Genomic DNA, 22461 nt, shown 5'->3' with positions numbered 1-22461 from the left:
GGAAATTGTATGCGCATGCTGCTGATTACACACATACTACACGAAGTAAACTACGGTTTTAGCTTGTTCATATTTGTCCGCCATGCGACAAATGAGCAGTATTACCGGGCCATCTTATAAAGCGGTACCATTTTTTCAGGTCACTGCACCGTATTAAATAATTCAAACTGCATACAGAATAAGCTATGAGCGATAAACGAACTGTTGAACAGGTAATAGAGCAGCATCAGGCTGCCGGAAGATTTACTCAGGTAGATGGAATCAGGACCTTTGTACTGGATGAGGGAAAAGGGGAGGTGGTGTTCTGTATCCACGGAGTGCCTACCTCATCTTTCCTGTACCGCAAAGTAATACATGCGTTGGCGGCTAAAGGCATGCGTGGCGTGGCCATCGACCTGCCCGGGCTTGGTCTCTCTGACAGACCGGAAGACTTTGAGTATACCTTCCACAATTTTGCCCGCTTCTGTGCCCGGGCAGCCGACGTGATGGGCATCGAGAAATATCATCTGCTCATTCACGACATAGGCGGGCCGATCGGTTTTGCCATGGCGGCTGAGAACAAAGAGAAAGTCCTTTCCCTGACTATCCTGAACACTTGGATAGAGGTGGACAAGTTTAAGAAGCCACTGCCCATGCGACCCTTTGGAAAACCGTTGCTGGGAGAAGCAGAGCTCCTGACAATCACACACATGACTTGGTACTTGCTGTTCTCGCAGTTGGGTGTAAACCATGCTGATAATCTGCCTAAGGAGGAGGTATACGCCTATGTGGACCTGCTAAAACGCGATGATAGCGGGAAGGCCTTTCTGAAGATCATGCGAAATTTTCAGAAGTCGGAGGAATTCAAAAGGCTCTGCTACCAAGCAGTTGAAAATGTATCTTATCCGATTCAGGCTATTTGGGGGGCAGATGATCCGGCTTTGGACTATGAGCGCTTCGGAGAGGAGATTAAAAATGCTGCTAAGTTACCTTCTGTGCACAAGCTGTCATCCAAGCATTTTCTGCAGGAAGAAAAACCGGAGGAGATTGCGCAGCTGGTCGTGCAACTGGCGAGAAGTTGACAGTTATAAGTTAAAGTAGCTGTTTTACAAGGCGCTTAATTTATCAGCAATCGGAAGCAGCGTTTTCTCATTTAATTGTGGATCTGGCGCAAGCGGGTAAAGCACCTGTCCTTCCCGTTTGATAAAAGCTGCCTGCATACCGGCTTGCAGTGCTTCGGCAATGTCCCAGCCGTGTGCGGTAATTAGCAGGGCCTCCCCGGCTTTGGCACCCGCCTTGTCTAGTGCATACTGGTAAGTGTCCGGATGCGGCTTATCCATACATGTTCTCAACTCCTTGTGACTTACGATTTTCCAACTGAATGTAAGGTGATATGTCCTGTGCTGCATTCAATGAAATGAATAAATCAAAGGCTTCAATCATGCACCGGAAATTCATGTTTCCCATTTCAGTTTGTCTGATAAAGTAGCCCTTCTCCGTAGGCGAATATTCTATTTCAATACCAAAGATATTTCGAATCTCAGGGATCTCGAATTGTAGAGTACGTTTTGAGAAACCGATTTGTAGCGTATCGTCCTGCATTTGCAGGTAATTCAACTGCTTCTCGATGTACTGCTGTAGCTCATTAAGGCTACATATAGTTTTGCCTCCAGCTTCTTAAGTATTAGCAGGTAGCGTGATATATAGCCTTTTTTTGACATGAAATGAATGTTTAAGCTTCCTGTAAAGTAGAAACTTGCTCAGTTTGATTGACTAGGTAGTTATTGGCTTTTAAATAATCTAAAAGTGAATCCTCTGAATCGAAGTCATGTTGATCAGCATTCGCCTCTTTTATGATGTATACTTGCTTATTCGGTGCATATGATAAGGAAAGTTTGTGATCGTTTAATGTGGAGATACATTTGGCATAATCAACTGACCTCTGGCTTTGATATGTGGGTTCCTGCTGTTCTTTCTTAAGTCTTAAGTATAAAGCAAAGGAATAGTACTCTTTGTGGTAACCACTAGTAGTAGATTTAAGCAAAAGAATATCATGCTCATTATTCCAGCGGATAAGCCTTCTGCTTCCACAGGCTTTTATGATGCTTGGGAATTTTATAAAATATTTTTTCCAGTCATCATTTTTATAGTTCTCTATGATAAGGTTCAGATCAGAGGTTAATGTGGGTGCTTCTACAGCATCAAGAAGCGCTTTAACATAGCCTCTCTCTTTACTGTTGTCTCTCAGCAACCTTTTCCAGCTTATATCCCTGTCATTATTAATCAAAAAGCTATGGTTTCTCCCTTGACGTAATAGATAATCACCTTTACATTATCTAAGATATACAATATTTAATATATCTATACAGCTAATTGAGAGACGTGGGAATGCCACTTAATTTTCAGGTAATTATATTATGTATAATTATGGTTATCTAATACAATATATGTATAAAAATATTTGAAATTAACTGATTTTATATACTTATTATTTTTTTTAACGTAGATTTAATCAATCGTATCTATGATTTGATTAAAATATGAACTTCGATATAAAAGACCTGCCTTATGGTCAATTCGAGCGTTTGGGGATGAACAAGAAAGACGTGCTCTCCATGAAGTCTGACGATTTGGTCAGCCTGCTGACGGGCAGGCGCACGAGCCTGAATACCTTTACTATCAAGGACGCCAGTCTGGAACCTCTTACTGTGGACGCTAAACTGAGCCTGAAGATGAATCCAGACAACACCCTATCACTGCTGATCCACCCCATACGGAGGGAGATACAGAACGAGATTGGTGCCAGTAAGCAAGAGTTGGAAAAACTGCAAAACGGGGAGTTACTGGTAAAGCCATATAAATCGCTTAATGGGGAGAAAGAGCTGTATGTTTTCCAGCTGGATAAGGAGACCAACGAGATTCTAAGGGTGAGGGTACGGGATATACAGGTGCCTAGTGCTATCAGGGATATCGTGTTGAGTACTGATCAGAAAGAGCACCTGCGGCAAGGAGGTACTCTGGAGCTTTATTCCAAAGCAAAGGATCAGCTGATATCGGCCCGCTTGGATCTGAATGATCCTAAAGGACTAAAGATAGTGGAGGGGCAGGTCTCCCTAAAAGAAAGCCACACCTTGGCAGTGAAGGAAACCCCTGTTGTGTCTATCAAACGTTAACTTGCCTATGACCTTTCAGGAATACAGAGAGCAGGTGTCGATTATTCAGGTCGCCGAATCGCTAGGCTATGTGTTTGACCCCTTGAAGGGCAGAAAGAGCCCTGAGTTCAAGCACCCTGACGGAGACAGAATCATTATCAACAACCCAGGCGACAGCTCCCGGCAGATGTACTTCAACCGGGATGGAAGCAACGACAAGGGGTCTGTGATAGATTTTGTGGCCAACCGGCTGCACCGCTTCCAGGGAAGCTTTCGCAATGAGATCGATGGTATCAATAGGGTGCTTTCTAGGTATGCCTATGCCTCTCAACCCAAAGCTCCAATCTACAATGTTACGGAAGCAAAGCCTTTTGACAAAAGCAGGTTTGCCGAATCGGAGGCCTCTGTTTTTAAGCTGCATTACCTAATCAAGGAACGAGGTCTCTCTGGCGAGACGGTGCAGCTGTTCCTGCCTTACATCAGGCTGGTGCGGGACGCGGAGAAGGATAACGCCTACACCAATATCGCCTTCCCACTGCAAAGGCCAGCTAGCGGCGAAACGATAGGCTACGACCTTCGAAATTATGGCTTTAAGGGCGTGGCAGCGGGCAGCGACCGCAAGCACGGTGTCTGGGTAGCCGACTTTGCGCAGAATCCGGTTCTTACACGCCATGTCTACTTTGCGGAGAACCCTATAGATGCCATGAGCTTCTATCAGCTGGAGAAGGACAAGCGGGACTTCAGCAACTCAGTGTTCGTCTCGTTTGGCGGGGGAATGTCGAGGATGCAGGTGGAGCTTTCCCTGAAGGCGTGGCCGCATGCTCAAAAGCATACCATTTTCGATAACGATTACCAAGGAAAGATCTATGATATCTATCTGGCCACGGCGATAGTTGGTAAGCCCTACACCTTTACAAAGAATGCCGACAGTATTACCTTCAGCTTGGATGAAAAGAAATTTGATATTCCTGTAGACAAGCTGAGCCTTTTTGCCTTTGAGAAGAACTCCGGTATTCGTTCCGGACTTCAGGTGCATAAGCCCCTTGGCCATAAAGACTATAACGACATCATACATCCCAAAAACGACCAGGAGAATCGTATCCCTATGAAAGTGAAGTTATGATCTGGAATCTAGTATAGCAGCCAAAGACTTTAGGAGGTGAAATGCAGTTTCTGTGTCTCGCCTGGCTGTTCCGGTTAATTACGTCTCTGTAGAAAATATTTTTCACCTAACTATAAACCATTTAATTTTTAGGCTATGAAAAAGCTATCTATCTTCTCCCTTCTGTTATGTACAGTTCTATTTTTTGCTGGTTGTGATGACGAAGGCGAGGGCCCGGTTCTGCCTGATACTGCTACCTATCGGGTCGATTACAGCCAGTCTGGGGATTATGAGAAATTCATTAAGATTATTACTATTGGAGGTGGCGATTTCAAAGTGAGGGGTACTGGCGAAGCTATGCCGCCCGTGTTATTTGACGGGAACCTTTCAGAGACGTCCTATTCTTTTGAAGCGGATAATGTAAGGGAACTTACCATTCATGCTGCCAATGAGTTTAGTGCCGTAGAGGAAGGTCCTGCTTCCATGCAGATGCGCTTTGTTATTTACAAGAACGGCAAGCAGATTGATGAGAAGACCTTTAATTACAATGAAGCGTCAGGGGAGAAAAATGAGTACCTGAATTATAAGGCCAATGAATGAGGTAGGATTTGAGGCATCCCTTCAATGCTTTAGCAGATGGAAGGTGTTGCCCATGAAGCGAACTTCAGCGCAACATCAAATAAGGAAGGCATCTTAAACTTATTTATACCTATCCTTTCACTATTTTTAGATACTCTTCGTAGTCCTGCGGGTCCATATGAAGGCGAATATACTCCTCCATTCCCACATCGTTTTTCTCCATTACATAGCGTGTGAATGATAGTATGCTTTTACAATTCTCGAAACCTTGTTCTTCCATTCCCTTGCGCACCTTATCGGGCAGACCCTCAAGCCATTCCTGATAATCAATCATATTAGGAGAGTAGTCCTTGGCCTCGTGATGGTAACGATAAGAAATGTTACCCACCGTAAACATCAGCTCGTGAAAGCGGCGCTTCTCGATGGGACAGGTGGCCAGAAATCTTTCCTGACTGATATTACACTCCTCTACCGGATGTTTCATCTTGATCATATAGTTTCCTTCCTTTGTTAGTTAGATCCACCCTCTTTAAGTTACTACTAAAGCCCCAGCGCCTCAAGCTGATACCAAAACTCATGCCCTCGGATACTGTCGGCAAGCTCTTTGTCAACGACAAAGAATTTTAAGGCTTCTACATGAGGATGCTCCTCTAGGCATTCTGAGATTTCATAGAAGTCTTCTGAACCAGCACCGGGCCCTAAATCTTGCTCGTAAGAAACAGACACAGGGATATCCTCAACACTAGTATCAGACTCAAGATCATCTACAAAGACATCAAGAATGAAAATTTCCATCTGTTCTTTATTCACTGCAACTGCTGCTTTGTCTTTATTCCCTTGTATAAATTTTATTGCCTCTTTAAATCTCATGTACTTTTCAAATTTAACCATTACCGAATTTAGCACATCTAATTTGATATACAAGATAGCTATCCTTTGCTGGAGCGTTATCGCACTTTCAGGACATCTTCTATTCTTGTAGTATAGCATGGTGGAGAGCATTCAGCTTTAGGCTCCCAAATATGGCTCACCCCCTCAGCAGCGACCTTCACAGTGCCCTTGCCCATAGACTTGTTAAGTTGATCCAACGTGAGCATGAGGTTTGCATGCTTACTCCGATCCACCCTGTCAAAGATATTCATCTGTGCACCGTCTGCTGGTCCAATCTCTGTGATGTACACGCCGGCTTTCTTGTAGGCAAACCCGTCCCTGTAGATGTGTTCCAGTGCCATGGTAGCGTACTGAACTAAATCTATAGTGGAGGAGGTAGAAACGGGCAGGTTGATGGTTTTGGTGTTGTAATATTGCGGCTCCCGTTCCCGAAATGGATTAGTGTGAATGAACACGGTTACCACGCGACAGGCGCTTTTTTGCTGCCGTAGCTTGTAGGCGCACCGGGAGGCGTAGACAGCCACAGCTTCCTTTAGGTCGTTGAGCGTGGTTACTGGTTGCCCGAATGAGCGAGAGGAGCAGATCCCTTTTTTTGCTGGAGGCTCGATCTCTAAGTCAGCACATGGCTCCCCGCGCAACTCTTTCACCAGTCGCAGCCCCACCACCGTTAAATGTTTTTTAGCAAAAGCATCCGTGACATTAGCTAGCTGCCAGGCACTGTTTATGCCGAAGCTGTGGAGTTTTGTGGCATAGCGGGAGCCAATGCCCCATACGTCACCGACGTCGGTTCTTTTTAGTGCCGCCTCCAAATGCTTAGCTTCCGTCAGCACCAGCACACCGTTGGCCTTCTCAGACTTTTTGGCGATTCGGTTCGCGAGCTTCGCCAAGGTTTTTGTGGGCGCGGCACCTATGCTGACGGGTATGCCTGTCCACTTTCTGACGGTGTTCCGGATGGTGCGTGCATAATCCTGTATATCTATTCCTTTAAAGCCACCCAGGTCCAAAAATGCCTCGTCAATGGAGTAAATCTCCATATTGGGAGTGAAGCGGGCCAAGGTACTGTGCACCCTGGCAGACATGTCACCTATAAGCGTATAGTTAGAGCTAAAGTAGGCTACATTATATTTGTCTATAGTTGACTTGGCTTCGAAAAAGGGCTGCCCCATCTGCAGGCCCAGTGCTTTGGACTCATTGCTTCTTGCGATGATCGAGCCGTCGTTGTTAGAAAGCACTACCACGGGCACATTGTTTAGCTCAGGGTGAAAGACGCGCATCACAGAGCAGTAAAAGTTATTGCAGTCTACAAGGGCAAACAAACTAGTCATTGACGTATCCTCCTGGCTACACCCCGCACTACGCCCCAGACCAAAAACTCCAAATCCTCCGTGATTTCTATAGGTTTATACTTGTTGTTACCGGGCAGAAGCCTAACCCCAGTTTCGGTTATCTCCAGCTTCTTTACCGTGTACTCGCTATTCACGTTGGCCAGCACGATGTCGCCGCTGCGCACGTGCAGTGAACGGTCTACAACGAGCAAGTCACCCTCCAGCAGGTTGTAGTCTATCATAGAGTCCCCCTCTAGCCGCACGTAAAAAGTAGCGTCTGGGTGCCCGTTTAGATAAGATGATAAACTGATTCTGTCCTCAATGTGCTCTTCTGCCGGACTGGGGAAACCCGCCGGGACACGTGCCGCGAAGAGCGGGCACTTTGTTTCCGTGTCACGACCTAGCAGAACAAAGCTTACTGTTTCCGAGGGTAATAATATCTCTGTATTCATGTTGCATGTGTGCTAAAAATATTAGCTATTACGCAACTTTAGAGAAATTTATTAACTTTATAAAATATAAAAGCTAAAATATTTAGTATTTATAACGCCTTATTATTTCTCAATCTTCAAGTGTTCCTATTGTATAGGACTGTCAACCAATATATTACCATAATTAAGGATTGCTTTATAATGGATGATAGTTATATATAGATAGTCTTATAATTTACCTTATGTTAAATAATGGAGCAGCATTTTATGTTCCTAAATCCTCTTTACTGATAAACTACTTTACTTATCTGCTGAAAAGTGCTTGTTAGAGTAATTTGCCTTAGCTAATCACTCTAACAGTTCCAATTCTTCTGCTTCTAGGTCAATTTATCACTTTGTTTTCCTTCAGCCGAAAATATGACCATTCAACAGCTAGAACCAAGTTCTAAAAGTGCTACTGGTGGCACACCTATCACTAATGCTACAGGGGCTGGCTATGTTACCCCAAACCTTACTGCCACTACCACTTACTATGTAGCAATTATTAATTGAAATTCTGAGAGCACAAGAATCACAGTAACAGCAACAATAGTAAATCCTGCTGCACCTCTCACTACAGGGGGTGCCCGTGCCGGCGCAGGGCCTATAACATTGCATGCTACGGGTGCACCGGCCGGAGGCAGTTACCGTTGGTACACAAATCGAACTAACTTCCAGCAGGAAGTTAGTTCGGAAATAGGAATTAGCTGTGGGACAACTGCCCTTGTTGCTGTCCCACAGCTAACGCCACCCGTGTTATTAGGCGGTTCTACACAAATGGTAACGGGTAAAACATGCTTTACTGAAAAGATGGTTACGGGTGTAGCCTAGTAGTAGAGAAAGAAGAAATAGCCCTTTGACAAATAAGGGCACTGCATGGAAAACTATTTTCTGCCAGAAATAAATGTAGGATAAAGTACTGCTACAAAGTGTAGCTTTGTCATCAAGTGTTTGTCACTTTAGAGTTCACCTTTACTAGGTACTATGTCTGCATATGTTGGCTCCAAGCTTATAGTAGATACCCCTTATGTACTCTTGGAGCACTTAGAGAAGAAAAAATTGGCGCGTCTGTGCTGGAAAAAGAATCCCTCTTCTTTAGAATACCGGGTCGCTATTATGGCTTTCCTTAATTTGCTCACCAAACAGCACATCGAGCTGATGCTGTTCAACAACACTTTTGCAGGGCTGATCTCTGAGGAAGATCAAGAGTGGAGTAGATTTTACATCAAAACGCTGCTGCCCAAGACCCAGCTGCAAAAGCTGGCATGTGTGGTAGCAGGTAATCTGTTTCAGAAAATGATCATCGAAGAAATGCATATAAGCGCTAAGTATGACACCTACGCCTTAGCATTATTTTCTGAATAACAAGCCGCTTATGATTGGCTGGTAAACAATGGCTAAGATACTTTTACCACTAGCCTAGTGTCTGCTTGCAATGAAGCCAACCATAGTGTTAATGGCCTCATACAGGCAGTCTAAACCTAATCATCAGAATACTTTCAAATACCAATTTCTGGTGATGATCATCACCATTTTTTAGCACTAGTTTCCGTAATTGCTGCCGCGCAATTACTGTATTAAAGTATAATTTGCTACGTTGCGTCTGGTAATTTCGCCGTAGTTCAGGTATGAAGAACCCCAATACAAGGCAGCCCACCATATAAACCCTAATATAGCTTAGTATAGGTCCACTTGTTCGCAACGCATAGCGAAGTACTTTATCTGCACTATAGAAGCGTGTAGCTACCGCAAGGGATACACTAGCTACAATGCACGCTTTTTTGTTCTTATACTCGCTACCATACAAGAAGGCAAGGCTCTGGATCGAAGTAACAGCTGATTTAATTGTTCGTTAATGCAGGAAAAACGCAACACGGAATTAGTTGAATGATACATATCATATTATGATAATCTTCTCCCCTTTAACTTTACAGCGGATAAAACAGTACAATATATTTTCAGCACAAAACGCAAAACCAATCCTGCCTATGCCGACTTAACCTTAATGAATTAGCCCCTGTCAATTAATGAATCAGCTAGGTACCTATTCAACTCTATTAAATAATCCTATCTGATGTGAACTTTCTTTATAAAACTTGTCCTATCTAGAAAGTGAATTTGCCTGAAGATCTATATGAATGAATAAAGTATACTACTGCCACCTCTTTACTATTCTATTTCTGCTGTGTTGCTCTAATAAGGCGCTCGCACAAACCCCCGGCCTGATTTACAAGCCTGCCACCGCTGGCGGAGCCCGCGTGCTGGATCCAAATGGCGATGGCTATGTATCCGTAGCCCGAACGCCAGCGGGCTTCACAGGCACTCGGGACGAAGGCGCCGGGTTCAGCGAGGTTCCCTACCGACCTTTCCCGGCCCTTACCACAGAACCGCTGGGCGATATCAATACCGGGGCCATGGGCGGCCATACGGATTTGGCTCCGCCTAATTACGCAGGTTCCACAGGCTCCCCCATCGCAGCCTATTTCAACGGCTCCCACCTCCTGTTCCGGGTCAGGCTAGGTGGGGCATCCACGGCATCGAAGGGCTACAGTGTGCTCATGGACGCCAACAACCAGTTCGGAGACTTGGTAGAAGGAGGCAGTCTGTCTACTACCCCTAATCCAGGCTTTGAGTACGAGGTGGTCCTGGCCGCTAACTTCGATGTGAGCATCTACGACCACCGGGGCAAGGCCAGTGGGGGAACCAAAGTCTGGTCAGGTTCAGCAGACCAGTTCTCTCAAAAGGCTGTGGCAGCGTCTACTGCCGGTGGCAACGCGGATTATTTCTACGACTTCTATGTGCCGCTCTCGGCGTTCCCGACCACGGGTCCTGCTGTGCTCACGGCAGACACTCCTTTGCGTTTGTCGGGTATTACGGTGACAAGTGCCCAGAGTGGCATTAGCGGTACCGTAGCGGACGTGGGGGGTGTCAACTTTTCAGCTTATGAACTGAGCAAGCAAAGGGCATGGCAGGATATCATCAACTCTTTTCCACCTACCAGCCTCAATCAGCTCCGGAGCGGGGAGTTTGCCAAAATAGTGGCGACCCCACCTGTCGTCACAGGTCCTATCCTGGCCGGCAGTACCAGTATCATAGGCAGATCCACAGAGGCGGCAGGTTCCACGATCACGGTGTACCGTACCCGGGCAGGTGCTACAACCAGTATAGGCACCGCCTCCGTCACTGCCAACGGCAGTTGGTCGGTTACTGGTCTGGCCTCCTCCTTACTTTTGACAGGTGATAAAATCACCGCTATTGTGAGCCCCACCATTAAAAACAGCTCCCCGGCATCAGCAGAGGTAACCGTCACGGCCCCTGCCGCCTGCACCGCTATCCCCGCGCCCACACTTACCGGGCAGACAAATTCCAGCACCAAGTACGCGGTAGGAACGACCCAGTATGTGGGAAGGCAGCGCATCTCGTTGTATACGGTTACCGTGAACAATGGCGTCTATGCCTTCGCGCTACAGGGATCCTATGTGTTCACCGCCACAACGGCTCCTGCCGCCTTGCCGACCGCCGTGACCAGCATGGAGAATGTCACAGGGACGATGGCCCTCTCCAAGGCCGGCAACTATGTAGTGACCACCACCCCGGTGGACGCCAACGGAGCTGCCACCGGCTGCGAGTCCTTTCGGTCCAATCAGATGTGCTTCCAAAACGGGGGCACCGCTCCTGTGAACAATCACTCCGCCACGATTACCAGCGCTACGGGCAGTACCGGCCTCACCTATGCCACCCTTTCTGAATTACCTGCCGGTATTACGTCCCTCTCCGGCACCTTGTCCTCCTATGTGGCAGGCATGAGCGTCATCGTCGCAAAGAATGGATCCCAGACCGCTTTCCGGGCAAGCGTTACTTCCACCAACTGGACAGTCAATACAACCGGTTTGGCACTTGCTCCCGGAGACATTCTCTTTGTCAGGGTAGAAGCTTCCTCAGCCTGCGGCGTGAACATGTCCGCTGCTTCCAACCTGGCGGTGATACGGGAAACGACGGCTGCCCCTGTCATCAACCCGATTCCCACCTGCGGTTTTGTAAAGTCCGTTTCCGGCACGTCCGCTGAGCCCGGCAGCGTGGTCACGCTCTTCACCAATGGTACCACTACCAACCTGACCAGTGTGGTGGCCTCCACCGGTGCCTGGACAATAGACGTCTCTTCGTTGAACAATGGGAGCGGCATTGCGGCCGGAGTGCCCATCACCGCCCGGGCCAAGACGGCCGGCAAGGCCACCAGCATTTTCTCCAACACGGTGTTCTCTTCCGCAGCCCCTGCCCTCCCGTCGGGCGCCACGTTTACCATCAACCCGGTAGCAGAGCCTTTGCCTGGAGAGCAACTCGTCACCATACGAGGCAGGGCACCGGCCAGTACCGCCGACACCAAGTATGAGGTTACGCTCTCCGTTGCCGGCACCCCCTTTGCTACCGTGGCCACCACCTCGACTGGCACCTGGGAAGTGGCGGGTATCAGTTCGTTGGAAATCTATACAGGGGCGGTGCTTTCCGCCACTTTCAAGAGCAACGCTTCCAACTGCTCCAGCGGGCCGGTCACTACCACTGTGCAATGCAGACCGCCATCCAATACCTATATGACGACTTTAAGTGCCACCTCGGTCTGCTACAACGGGACCGTAACCGTGACACTGTCCGGATCAGAGCGAGGGGTTTCCTATAGATTGACCAATAACGGCACCCCGACCGGTGCTTCCGTTGCTGGAACGGGCAGCGCCATCACCCTGACCTCAGGGCCTTTAGCAGCCAGCACCAGCTCTCTCTCGGTAAGGGCTGTGGATGTAGGAAGTGATTGCGCAACCACAGGCATCGGCGGCAACAAAGCGGTGACGGTTTTGGCAGCCCCGCCGCAACCGACTGCTTTGGTGGCCAGCACTCCCACAGGTTGTGCTGCGGTTACCACCAACCTTTCGCTGAACAGCCCGGTGGCCAACACCACGTACCAGTTGATCAACTTTGACACCAAAGCTTTCATTGGCTCACCAGTGGTGGTAGGGGCGACTGCTCCCGCTTCCGTCACGCTGGCCACCAACTATACCCTTTACGGCACCACAACTTTTGGCGTGCGCATCACGCCCACAGCCGGCTGTGCCTCTGAGAGCATCCGGACGGCTACGGTTACTGTCACAGAGGGCCCTTCGCTTGCCCAGGCTGTCACCCTCGACAAGCCCACTCCCTGCGCCGGGGAGCAGGTGACCATCAGCGTGGCAACCGAGTACAACAGCGCCTACACCTATACCATCCGGGATAATACAGGTACGACCATTGGCGCATCCTTCCCTGGAACAGGCAACGTGGTTTCCAGAACGACAGTATACCCAGGCGGGGTGACCACAAGCCGGTCCTTTTACGTGGAGGTGACCGGTGGCTGTGCCACCAACGTCCGCATGACGACCACAGTTACCGCCACACCCTCCACGGCTGCCGTACAGGCCTTTGCCGGGGGAGCCCGCGAAGTCTGCGGCGCTTTTACCCTCGAGGCCAATTACGCCTCCCCGGGTACAGGTACCTGGTCCATGGAAGGCGGGGTTCCGGCAGGCGCAAGTTTCTCAAGCCTCAATGACCCGAAAGCTACCGTGACCGGTTTGCCTTCCGGAGTGCATACGCTCCGGTGGACGATCAACACCGCTTGCGGCGGACAAAGCACCACCTCTTCCAGTACTGTGCAGATTACCGTCAACTGCCCGGCACACTACTTGATCCATCCGCCCCGCTACGCCGCTCAGTATAAGAGTGGCGATCTGCTGGCGACAGCAACCGACCCCGACGGCGGCATCAGGGCAGCGGCAGTGGTGAACGGCGGTCTCCCTGAGTGGGTGCAGTTGCTGTCCAACGGCAATATTGAGATAAGAACCGGATTTACTCCGCTTGCCGGCACTTACTCTCTCACCATCAGGACGACAGACGGCTTCAACAATACCTCAGATACACCACTTACCTTAACGGTTTATGGAGAGCCTCCCCTGATCACCCCCCTGCCGGTGGAGCTGGTATACTTTAGAGCGAAGGCGAAGCAGGGGATGGTGGTCCTAGAGTGGAAAACGGCTTCGGAAAAAGACAACAAGCAGTTTCTTGTCGAGCGCAGCCAAGATGCGAAAGCATTCGTCCCAATCGGAGAGGTGGCAGGCAAAGGCACCACCGTCATCGCACAGCACTATAGCTTCACCGACAAGTCCGCACTTGCGGGAGTTGCCTACTACCGTCTCCGGCAGGAGGACTTTGACGGCAAGCACGAGTATAGCCGCGTTGTAGCCATAAACAGAGAAACCATCGCTGACCACCTGCGCCTGCAGGTTTATCCGAATCCATTTACCTCCGTGCTTAGTATTGCCTACCAGGCTGAAGCGGAAGGGAAGGCAACTGTCAGGCTGGTCTCGCTTCGGGGGCAGACAATCCTTACAAAAGAGCTGCAGTTGCATAGGGGGTTAAACGAACTGGAGCTTTCCGTTCCAAGCCTCAACGGAGGGGTCTACCTTCTCCACTTCAGAGGGGACGGGCTCGACAAGAACCTTAAAATCATGAAATACTAACCCATTAAAAGGGAAAGAGGCAATACTTACTACCTCCTCTTCGCGCTTCTTCCAGAGTAGCATTACTTAGGAATAAGTGCGAGGAAGTGGTAGTGGTTTATAAAAAGTAACGCTCCAGCTAGGGTGGCAAATCCCAAGATGCTTTGCTCTGATTTTCCCCCTTGGTAAAGAATTCTACAGGCATATTAACACTGTGATTCAATTCTCTGTGCTGGAACAAAGGAAACTACTCGCTAGCTTACCACGCGCATATCAAACAGTATTCAGCCGAAAATCAAACAGAAACCAATCTGCTATAGATAATTACTGATGAGCCTGTGCCAGGGTGAATTACTTCTCTCAAAATTTGGTAATATCTTAAAGCAGCTCAGTTCGCAAGCATGTTCCCTTCCCCGTCAGTACTTATGGCTGGCAAGTTTAAACTTCTGTTACCTTACATAAGTCTACCGCACCAGAAAAAGCATACATCATTGTGCTATGACTACGGCTACCTGCTGCCCGAGGAGAAGGTGTTAAGCGTTAACTGGCAGCCCTACACGGACGAGAGCCGCTAGTAGCACAGGGGCAACTGTATCAAAAAAGTGTTTCTACTTCCTGCTACGTTTCTGGGGGCATTATCAATGCAACACATTCTTCCAACTGTATCACATAAAGTAGTAGTTTATTATGATACAGTCGATGATATGCATATTTAATAGTAAGGGTGGTTAAAGTCTTAAGCCTGTAAACTTCTGGCAGTACACAAAGATTTTACCAACCGCTCCAAAGCTAACTCCACCCTCTCCCCCTCTGTGGCGTTAAGGAGCATGTAATGATTTTAAAGAAAGACGGTTGTTGAACTTTGAATTGGGCAGCTGTAACAAGGGAGCTTTAAGTAAAGCACTAAGCCTTTATTTAATCACCCCTATAGCGAAATCATAGTACAAGTACTCATTCTAATGTTAAATTGTTTGTAATTTGCCTTAAAACGGAGGCTGTTCTATACGAGAAACTCGGTTTCCCCCCACTTGGAATTTGGATCTTCCTGCTTTTTTATATTTGTTCCACATTCCAAGGAACCAAGTATCTTCTACCAAGCCACGCTCAAATAATAGGTAGATGTGCATGTCATCAATAAGTTCGTCAAATGCTTTGAGCTCGTTTTCAGGTCTGATATAGCTCACAAGAGTCCCTGCATCCTTGTACTCCTGCTCTGTCTCAATGCCAAGCATTTCCAGATAGGGCCACTCTAACTCTGACAAATTTTCGAACGGTACCGGTTCCTCATACTTTGAGCTTACTTTTTGGTAAGTGTTATAAATCAGGCTCATTATATTCTCCCTGTACAACTCTATTTCTTTGTGCTTCTCCTGCACAATACGCTCAGACTCCGTAATTTTCGTCTGAAGTTGCTCAAGTTCTATGTTTCTATCTTCCATAGGTTTAATCGTTTTATACGTCATCAATTCAATTGGCGTAAGGCTAAAAATGGCTGCGATGTCCCCCAAGCGCTGAAGTGTTAGCAATGTTCTTTCTCGTTCTACTTTACTATAGGCTGATGGGGTAATATATAGCTTATCAGCCATTTGTCTTTGACTATATCCTTTCTTTACCCTCAGTTCCCGTATGATTTCATTTAGGTTATTATCCATAAATCTCTCTATTAAGGTGGCAAATTATAGTGTTTGGTTAAGCCTTAAAAGGAAGTGTCCTATAAGTCTTAATTAATTTCAGTTCATACATCAACCTCTTCTATCTATTTGAACACACTACTCATCTTGGATAAAGTAAACTATACTTGTCTGTAAGCTTGTCAAGTTTTTTCGTTATAAAACTTGACATAATATAGCATAACATCTTATCTTTGAAGAATGGTTATACGCTATAGAGGAAGCAGAACATGAGCATCATGCAGCAAGTCCGGGAAAGAATTGAACAGGCCCAGCCCGGGCAGCTGTTGACTTATGCTGATTTTCAGGTCAAAGACAGCCAACTGGAGGCCCTGGCAGCAGCGCTTAGCCGCCTGGCCAAGCAAGGGGTGGTCAACCGACTGGCAAAAGGCCGCTACTATAAGCCAAAGGAAACTGTTTTCGGGAAAGTGAGACCATCCGAAAAAGAGATCATCAAGAGCCTGAGCACCTCCAAAGGCAAAGTCAAAGGGTACGAGAGCGGTTTGGGGCTTTACAACCAGCTGGGTCTGACCACGCAGGTTCCCCAGGAGGTGACGCTGATGACCAATAAGCAGCGCCGGGTGGCGAATGTAGGGAAAACCAAAGTTCGTTATGTTCAAAGCCCCACCAACTTTAAGGAGTCTGACATTGACAAGCTTCAGGTCCTGGACGCTTTGCGCGGTTACAAGAAGATTCCAGACCGCAACAGCGAGAAGACGATCCTCATTCTGCTAAAATATATCAAAGAGCTAGCCGAACGCGACATGGATCGGCTTATGGAGCTGGCGCTGGACTATAACCCCGCTACCCGTGCCCTGCTGGGAGCCCTGCTGGAGCGTCTGGGCTTTACAGAGGAGACAGACAGGCTAAAGCAGTCATTGAATCCGCTAACAAAATACAAATTGGGCATTAGCAAGAGTATGCTGCCTAACAGAAAGGACTGGAATATTATATGAACCTGCACCAAAACCCGGAGGTGTTTCGGGATGCCATTACGGCCACGGCAGAGGCCCTGCAGATCAGGGATGTGTATGTGGAGAAAGACTACTGGGTGACGCTGGTGCTTTACCGCCTGGCTCACTCCCCCTACGTGGAGCAGGCTATCTTCAAGGGCGGCACCTCCCTATCCAAGGCCTACAACCTAATTGAGCGCTTTTCAGAGGACATCGACCTGGCCATCAACGCCGACGAGGGCATGACTAACAACCAGGTCATGCAGCTGATCCGTAAAATCTCAAAAGAGATCACAAAGGACATGGTGGAGGCAGATGACCCGCACCGGACAAGTAAAGGCTCCCGCTTCCGCAAAACGCTGCACGACTACGGTGCCTCCGTGCAGGGAGACTATGGCCAGGCAACCGACAAGATTCTGGTGGAGATCAACGCCTTTGCCAGTCCTAACCCACACCAGCTGATGCCGATCAAGACCTACATCAGCCAGTTTATGGCTCAACGTGGCTTGCTGGATATGATCCGCCAGTACAAGCTAGAGCCTTTTGAGGTAAATGTGGTGAGCTTGGAGCGCACCTTCACAGAGAAAGTGCTGGCCCTGGTGCGTGCCTCCTATGCCGAAAACCCGGTAGATGAATTAGGTAGCAAGATTCGCCATGTATATGACCTGCACGCCATGCTAAAAGCACCTGCAGTGACCGCCTTTCTGCACAGCGCGGGCTTCTTCGAGATGATCCAAGCTGTACAGGCCGATGATGCTCGCAACAGCGAGTTTCAGGGGGACTGGGCTCTGCAGCCATTGGACGCGTGCCTGCTGTTTGCAGATGTGAGAGGAACTTGGGGCTCTCTGGCTACGGCTTACCAACAAGAGTTTCGCTCTCTGGTATATGGCACGCTGCCTGACGCGGAAGAGGTGGTTACTATTTTAGAAATGATCTCCGCACGCATCAGAGAGCAAAGGAGTAATGTCTAATGCACATGTAGAGATATCACTACAAGTAAAACTTGACGACGATAATAGTCGAACCAAATAAGACTATAATAAACATACCCAGAGGAATAGTAGCATTGCTCATTTATCCTTCTACACTCCTTATTATTAATAGCAAAAGCTAGTCATCTTGTGACAACATCTCTACTCTAGTATAATGCCACAGTACCGTTGCTATAGCACTAGCCTGAAAGCTCTCAAACGACTAAAGTGTTTTCAAGAACGAAGACTTCTACTTTGGTGAAAGCTCTGAACTTATTCTATGACTTAAAAAGGAAGCTTGGAAGGTAGAAAAACCTATTTGGTTAAGGCTAAAGATAGTTTCCTACATTCAGAAAGGAAGTATACTATCAAATAAATAGAACTAATATTTTTAGCAAAACTTGTCTTTTTAAAGTAGTTTTGATGACTGTCATGTCATAGGCTGGCTGATATTACTTTTTATGAAAATAGATATTTCAAACACCCTTCCTATACTGCAAACTCTCGATAAAGAGCAGCTGATTCAAATGGTCGAAGAGCTGCAGGAAGAAAAGAGAATGCGCGAAACCTTCTCACATATTTCTGAAACAGGTTCCAATGATGCGGCCCTCATGTGGCGCGGACGTAACCGGTTCCTTTCTGAAATTGTGCGCCCAGTTAACATCAAGCCCTTGGCTGATAAAAGTTATCCTGTTGGTGAAGGTGGTGATCATCGCATTATTGACGGCGACAACTTGGCAGTGATGCGATCTTTACTCAGTGAGTTCCGTGGAGGCCCCAATACTGGTTTCGATGTTATTTATGTCGATCCTCCTTATAATACTGGCAAGGACACTTTTGTTTACAATGACAACTACCGTTTTTCAGCAGCTGAGGTAGCAAAACTAAAGGATTCAGTTGGGCGGGTCGAAAAAGGGGTCTCGCTTGATGATCCATCGCGGCACACAAAGTGGATTAATCACATGGCTCCGCGCCTATACGCGGCTCGAAAGCTGCTCAAGGATACCGGGGTAATGATTGTAAGTATAGATGAGCATGAATTACCACGCCTTTGGATGCTGATGGAAGAGATGTTTCAGGAAAAGAACCGTTTAGCTACACTTATATGGGAGCGTTCGCGCAAAAATGATACAAGCTACATATCTGAAGGCCATGAGTATATGTTGATATGGGCTAAAGATAAGTCAGCCTTGGATGATAAAATGAAACAAATGGCGAAGCTGCCTGGGTGGAAGAATTTCAAAGGTAAATGGCGGAAACGAAAAGACGGTGCCGATGAAATTCTTACTGCATATGCAGAAGCCAAACTACAGCATAAAGGTGATGTTGCTAAGATTCAAGAAGCTTTGAACAACTTTTTTAATGAGTTGCCAAAAGACCATCCAGCTCGAAAAAATCGTTTCCGAAAAGTAGATGTAGATGGTGTATTTAATGATGATGGGGACTTAAGTTGGCCTGGAGGAGGAGGTCCTCGTTACGAAGTATTACACCCCCTCACTGGAAAACCTTGCAAAATCCCTGCTGGTGGTTGGCGATATCCGCACCCAGAGGATATGCAGAAACTAATTGATCAAGGTAAGATAGCTTTTAAAGCCACTCATAAGGGTATTCCGCGCCTCAAAAAATATTTGCATGAGGCAGAAATGGAAGTGCAAACAAGCGTTATTCAGCGAGTAGGACAACGAGCAGTCGAGGCTTTGCAGCAACTTGGTATGGCAGACTTCTTTGACAATCCCAAAGATCCAGAAATGCTGGCTGAGTTATTCAATTTAGTCACTTGGCGTGATCCTCAGGCAAAGATCTTTGATCCTTATGGCGGTAGTGGTACAACTGGCCAAGCTGTTTTAATGATGAATGCCGAGGACGGAGGGCAGCGGCGTTTTATTCTAGTTGAGAACGGTGATCCCACAAATAAGAAGGTCCCGCGCGACCAGTATACCGATAGGCTTACGGCCGAACGTATTCGACGCGTGCTTTCTGGGAACTGGGCAGACGGCAAAGAACATCCTGCCCTGCCTGGTGGATTTACCTTCTATGAAGCACGCAAAAGCGTCAGTCGGAAAACGATTATGGCCTACGACCGCGAAAACATGGCCGACATCATCTTACAGGTGGTAGAGGATGATTCAAACCGTCAAGATTGTAGAATGGGTGGTTACGAGTACCTGATCGGCAAAACCCGTATGGGTTTCGGCATTGCATTGGTATGGGAAGAAAAGGAAAAGGGGAAGATGATGCCGTTGACGCGCAGCATTCGCTCCAAAATCATGCAGGAAGCTGACGCGGCAGGCGTTACAAAGCCCGTCTATATTTACGCTGTAGCCAATACCTCACCTATAAATGATGAGCTTTATCGATTTCAACAAATACCAGATTCGCTGCTGTCGCGCCTGAACTTGTTGGAAGATGAAGATGAAGATTAACCTAGAGAGAATGCAACTCACCCGAGAAAATTTAAAGCCGTTTCAACTGCGCGCCACTGACCAGCTGGTGCAAATGCTTCAAACGTACCCTAACCCTCCGTTTAAGAGACGTTTCAATCCTGAAACTGGAGAGCCCTACCCTTTCATTTGCCGTCTCAAGGCTATAACAGGAAGTGGTAAAACTCCAATGCTGGCGACAATGGCCGCCACTTTAGGCGATGCGATCATCTTATGGACTACAAACAGAGGCGCTGTTATTTCTCAGACCGTTGCCAAACTAAGTGCAGGAGGCTCTTATGATCCACTATTGCCAGAAGGTACTGAAATACATGCTTTGGGCGATTTGGCTGGCACAGATTGGACCAACTTGCTTACTGCGCAAAGCGGCCTGACCATTTTGCTTGGAACAGTTGCCTTGTTCAACCGTGAAGACAAGGGCAAAGAAACATTAAATTTGCACAAGGACAGGAATGGAACCAGCTATTGGCAAATGTTGGCTGGCAATGGCCCGGAAGGACGCGCCCGTCCGCTGTATGTGGTTTATGATGAGGCTCATGGAACAACAAAGGCGCAGTTTTCACGTCTTGCAGAGCTGAATCCTTACGCTTTCATATTAGCATCAGCCTCCCCTCTGCCCCAAGAATTGTCAGATATGATCCCGGGTAACACTAGTGAAGAAAAGTCTGAAAACCTGGAGCGGCAAACTGTGGTCGTGCCGACTGCTGAGGTGGTGGAAGCAGGACTCCTTAAAACCCGTTTGTACCTGGTGGACTGCAACACTACTCGTGAGCAGGCTGTAAGTGATTCCAATGAAAAATGGCTAGATCTCCGACGGAAAGTTTCTGGTGATGAAGGTCCAATATGGTGCGGCGTTGTCAACTCAACATTAGCCGGTTTAGAGGTTTGGGCCGTGCTTACCGAAAAGCTAGGAATCGCATCTGAGAGGATAGCCGTGCATTTAGCAAGCGTGAACGCAAACGTAGCCGCAGCTGGCCCAATTGCAAACTGGGCCTTACTGCAAGATACAAAAACGGCGGGAAAGACGCCCGAACAACTACGAGCTGATGGTTATACGCACATCATCTGGAATTTGTCTTTGCGAGAAGGCTGGGATGAGCCTTGGGCGTACGTTGCATACTTGGATGGCACAGGCAAATCAACCACCGATATTTCACAGAAAATCGGACGTTTCTTGCGTCAACCAAACGCAACGCCATTTGAGGATGGTGACCTGAACTCGGCATACTTTTATTTTAACGTTCCGGATAAGGAGTTTTCAGATCTGGTACAGGCTACTCAAAGCGACCTGCAGAACGAAGGCTATGAAATTGTAGTTATCAGCGGCGATTCATCTCGTCCTGGCACGTCACAATCTGTTCCTGTGAAAAAAGCCATAGAGATACCTATGGTGGCAGAAACCTTTGGTGAAGACCTGGAGATACTGGATAACATACTACTTGATGCTGTAACTGATTTTAGCGAAGCAGCTTTGAAAGCACCAGGCAAGGTTAAAACTAAAGTGATTGATGTTCGCCGAAGTCAGGAAGATGGCAGTTTAGAAAAGGTGGAACATCGGGATGAAAACGCCGATGTGGCTGTTTGGAAGTATTTGTTTGACCGCTTGGGCGCCATTGATTCCCGAGTAGTAAAGAAAGGAAACACGCGATTCTCTCATGACCTAAAAACCAAGCCAAAAATGCGTCAACGAATGCAATATGGCTCAGAAGCTATGCGGGTACTAAACGACGCATTGCCAAGTATACAGCAGCAGCTGAATAACGAATTTAGGCTAGAATACGAGCCCGACAGTATATATAAAGTGGGGCCGTTTATCATGTCGTCGCCCAATCTGCGTACTGACGATCCTGTAAAAAAAGAGCGATATGCTGTGCGGAAGTATAAAAACGCACTCCACGCAGAGTATAACGGCCTTAACCCTTTTGAAGCGGAAGTTGCCGAGGCATTAGATAAATGTAGTAATCAGTGGTGCCGCAATCCCTCTCGCACAGGTTATGGCATTCCAATTCCAGTGTTAGGCGAAGGTACTACTGATTTTTACCCAGACTTTTTGCTGTGGGGAAAGAAGAGTTTATGGGCCATCGATCCCAAAGGTAAGCATCTGCTCAATGACGCCGTGCAAACTAAAATTCATGGTTTGGCCAATGTGTATGATATGCCTCAACGCATCCGGGTAGCATTAGTTATAGAGGGTAATTATACAATGGGAAGTGATAATCGGCCTAAACAGGTAGGAAAAGATGGGTGTACCCTAGTCTGGAAAGATGGAGACACAGTTAAAGCAAAATCGTTTCAAGCGCCAGAATTGCTAATAAGTTACTTAGCTAAGCTATAATAGCTCCAGGCTTTAAATGTAGTGGTCCCATAGATCCGCTGCACTTGTAGGCCTGCCTAAAGTTAGATATTT

17 protein-coding genes are annotated in these 22461 nt (G+C 47.4%); 10 read left to right on the top strand and 7 right to left on the bottom strand.

Features of this window, described 5'->3' with window-relative positions; translation table 11 throughout:
• Window positions 1-185: 185 nt before the first annotated feature.
• Window positions 186-1061, top strand: a complete 876-nt coding sequence (locus I0P70_RS19665) for an alpha/beta fold hydrolase (protein ID WP_196120851.1) — start codon at window positions 186-188, stop codon at window positions 1059-1061.
• A 24-nt stretch (window positions 1062-1085) separates the two neighbouring features.
• Here the strand turns inward: I0P70_RS19665 and I0P70_RS19660 are convergent, their stop codons facing one another.
• Together I0P70_RS19660 and I0P70_RS19655 are read right to left on the bottom strand one after the other, a co-directional pair.
• On the bottom strand, window positions 1086-1319 hold the full coding sequence (locus I0P70_RS19660) for a hypothetical protein (RefSeq protein ID WP_230392313.1): 234 nt from the start codon (window positions 1317-1319) through the stop codon (window positions 1086-1088).
• A gap of 392 nt (window positions 1320-1711) precedes the next feature.
• Window positions 1712-2266, bottom strand: a complete 555-nt coding sequence (locus I0P70_RS19655; RefSeq protein WP_196120849.1) for a hypothetical protein — start codon at window positions 2264-2266, stop codon at window positions 1712-1714.
• A gap of 253 nt (window positions 2267-2519) precedes the next feature.
• Between I0P70_RS19655 and I0P70_RS19650 the strand changes: the two genes are divergently transcribed.
• The 3 genes from I0P70_RS19650 to I0P70_RS19640 all read left to right on the top strand — a co-directional run bounded on the left by I0P70_RS19650 (window position 2520) and on the right by I0P70_RS19640 (window position 4833).
• The gene (locus I0P70_RS19650; protein WP_196120848.1) at window positions 2520-3152 is read left to right on the top strand and encodes a DUF4099 domain-containing protein; all 633 of its coding nucleotides are present in this window, start codon (window positions 2520-2522) and stop codon (window positions 3150-3152) included.
• Window positions 3153-3159: 7 nt separating this feature from the next.
• Complete coding sequence (locus tag I0P70_RS19645; protein WP_196120847.1) at window positions 3160-4254, top strand: DUF3991 domain-containing protein; 1095 nt, start codon at window positions 3160-3162, stop codon at window positions 4252-4254.
• Between the two features lie 135 nt (window positions 4255-4389).
• Window positions 4390-4833, top strand: coding sequence for a beta-barrel fold lipoprotein (locus I0P70_RS19640; protein WP_196120846.1), 444 nt, complete (start codon window positions 4390-4392; stop codon window positions 4831-4833).
• A gap of 109 nt (window positions 4834-4942) precedes the next feature.
• On the opposite strand, the gene I0P70_RS19635 is transcribed toward I0P70_RS19640, so the two are convergent.
• From I0P70_RS19635 to I0P70_RS19620, 4 genes are all read right to left on the bottom strand, one after another.
• The gene (locus tag I0P70_RS19635; RefSeq protein WP_196120845.1) at window positions 4943-5305 is read right to left on the bottom strand and encodes a hypothetical protein; all 363 of its coding nucleotides are present in this window, start codon (window positions 5303-5305) and stop codon (window positions 4943-4945) included.
• Between the two features lie 47 nt (window positions 5306-5352).
• The gene (locus I0P70_RS19630; RefSeq protein WP_230392312.1) at window positions 5353-5682 is read right to left on the bottom strand and encodes a hypothetical protein; all 330 of its coding nucleotides are present in this window, start codon (window positions 5680-5682) and stop codon (window positions 5353-5355) included.
• 77 nt (window positions 5683-5759) lie between these two features.
• On the bottom strand, window positions 5760-7028 hold the full coding sequence (locus I0P70_RS19625; protein ID WP_196120843.1) for a Y-family DNA polymerase: 1269 nt from the start codon (window positions 7026-7028) through the stop codon (window positions 5760-5762).
• Window positions 7025-7480 (bottom strand): LexA family transcriptional regulator, encoded by a 456-nt coding sequence (locus I0P70_RS19620; protein WP_196120842.1) that lies wholly within the window; start codon window positions 7478-7480, stop codon window positions 7025-7027. The genes I0P70_RS19625 and I0P70_RS19620 overlap by 4 nt, the downstream gene beginning before the upstream one ends.
• A 1002-nt stretch (window positions 7481-8482) precedes the next feature.
• On the opposite strand from I0P70_RS19620, the gene I0P70_RS19615 reads away from it, so the two are divergent.
• Window positions 8483-8863 carry a hypothetical protein gene (locus tag I0P70_RS19615; protein ID WP_230392310.1) on the top strand — a complete coding sequence of 127 codons (381 nt, stop codon included), beginning with the start codon at window positions 8483-8485 and terminating at the stop codon, window positions 8861-8863.
• Window positions 8864-9636: 773 nt separating this feature from the next.
• Window positions 9637-14040, top strand: a complete 4404-nt coding sequence (locus tag I0P70_RS19610) for a T9SS type A sorting domain-containing protein (RefSeq protein ID WP_196120840.1) — start codon at window positions 9637-9639, stop codon at window positions 14038-14040.
• Window positions 14041-15002: 962 nt separating this feature from the next.
• On the opposite strand, the gene I0P70_RS19605 is transcribed toward I0P70_RS19610, so the two are convergent.
• Complete coding sequence (locus I0P70_RS19605) at window positions 15003-15671, bottom strand: helix-turn-helix domain-containing protein (RefSeq protein ID WP_196120839.1); 669 nt, start codon at window positions 15669-15671, stop codon at window positions 15003-15005.
• A gap of 248 nt (window positions 15672-15919) precedes the next feature.
• Between I0P70_RS19605 and I0P70_RS19600 the strand changes: the two genes are divergently transcribed.
• From I0P70_RS19600 to I0P70_RS19585, 4 genes are all read left to right on the top strand, one after another.
• Window positions 15920-16645: a DUF6088 family protein gene (locus tag I0P70_RS19600; RefSeq protein ID WP_196120838.1), complete on the top strand. Its 726-nt coding sequence runs from the start codon at window positions 15920-15922 to the stop codon at window positions 16643-16645.
• Complete coding sequence (locus I0P70_RS19595; protein ID WP_196120837.1) at window positions 16642-17613, top strand: nucleotidyl transferase AbiEii/AbiGii toxin family protein; 972 nt, start codon at window positions 16642-16644, stop codon at window positions 17611-17613. The genes I0P70_RS19600 and I0P70_RS19595 overlap by 4 nt, the downstream gene beginning before the upstream one ends.
• Before the next feature lie 461 nt (window positions 17614-18074).
• On the top strand, window positions 18075-20036 hold the full coding sequence (locus I0P70_RS19590) for a site-specific DNA-methyltransferase (RefSeq protein WP_196120836.1): 1962 nt from the start codon (window positions 18075-18077) through the stop codon (window positions 20034-20036).
• The gene (locus I0P70_RS19585) at window positions 20020-22389 is read left to right on the top strand and encodes a DEAD/DEAH box helicase family protein (protein WP_196120835.1); all 2370 of its coding nucleotides are present in this window, start codon (window positions 20020-20022) and stop codon (window positions 22387-22389) included. Before I0P70_RS19590 ends, I0P70_RS19585 begins: the two co-directional genes overlap by 17 nt.
• The last annotated feature ends 72 nt before the right edge of the window (window positions 22390-22461 follow it).

Source organism: Pontibacter sp. FD36 (assembly GCF_015686655.1).
In the GTDB taxonomy this organism is placed as follows: domain Bacteria; phylum Bacteroidota; class Bacteroidia; order Cytophagales; family Hymenobacteraceae; genus Pontibacter.
The sequence above is the reverse complement of the archived record's forward strand: the minus strand, read 5'-3'. Positions and strand labels throughout refer to the sequence as shown.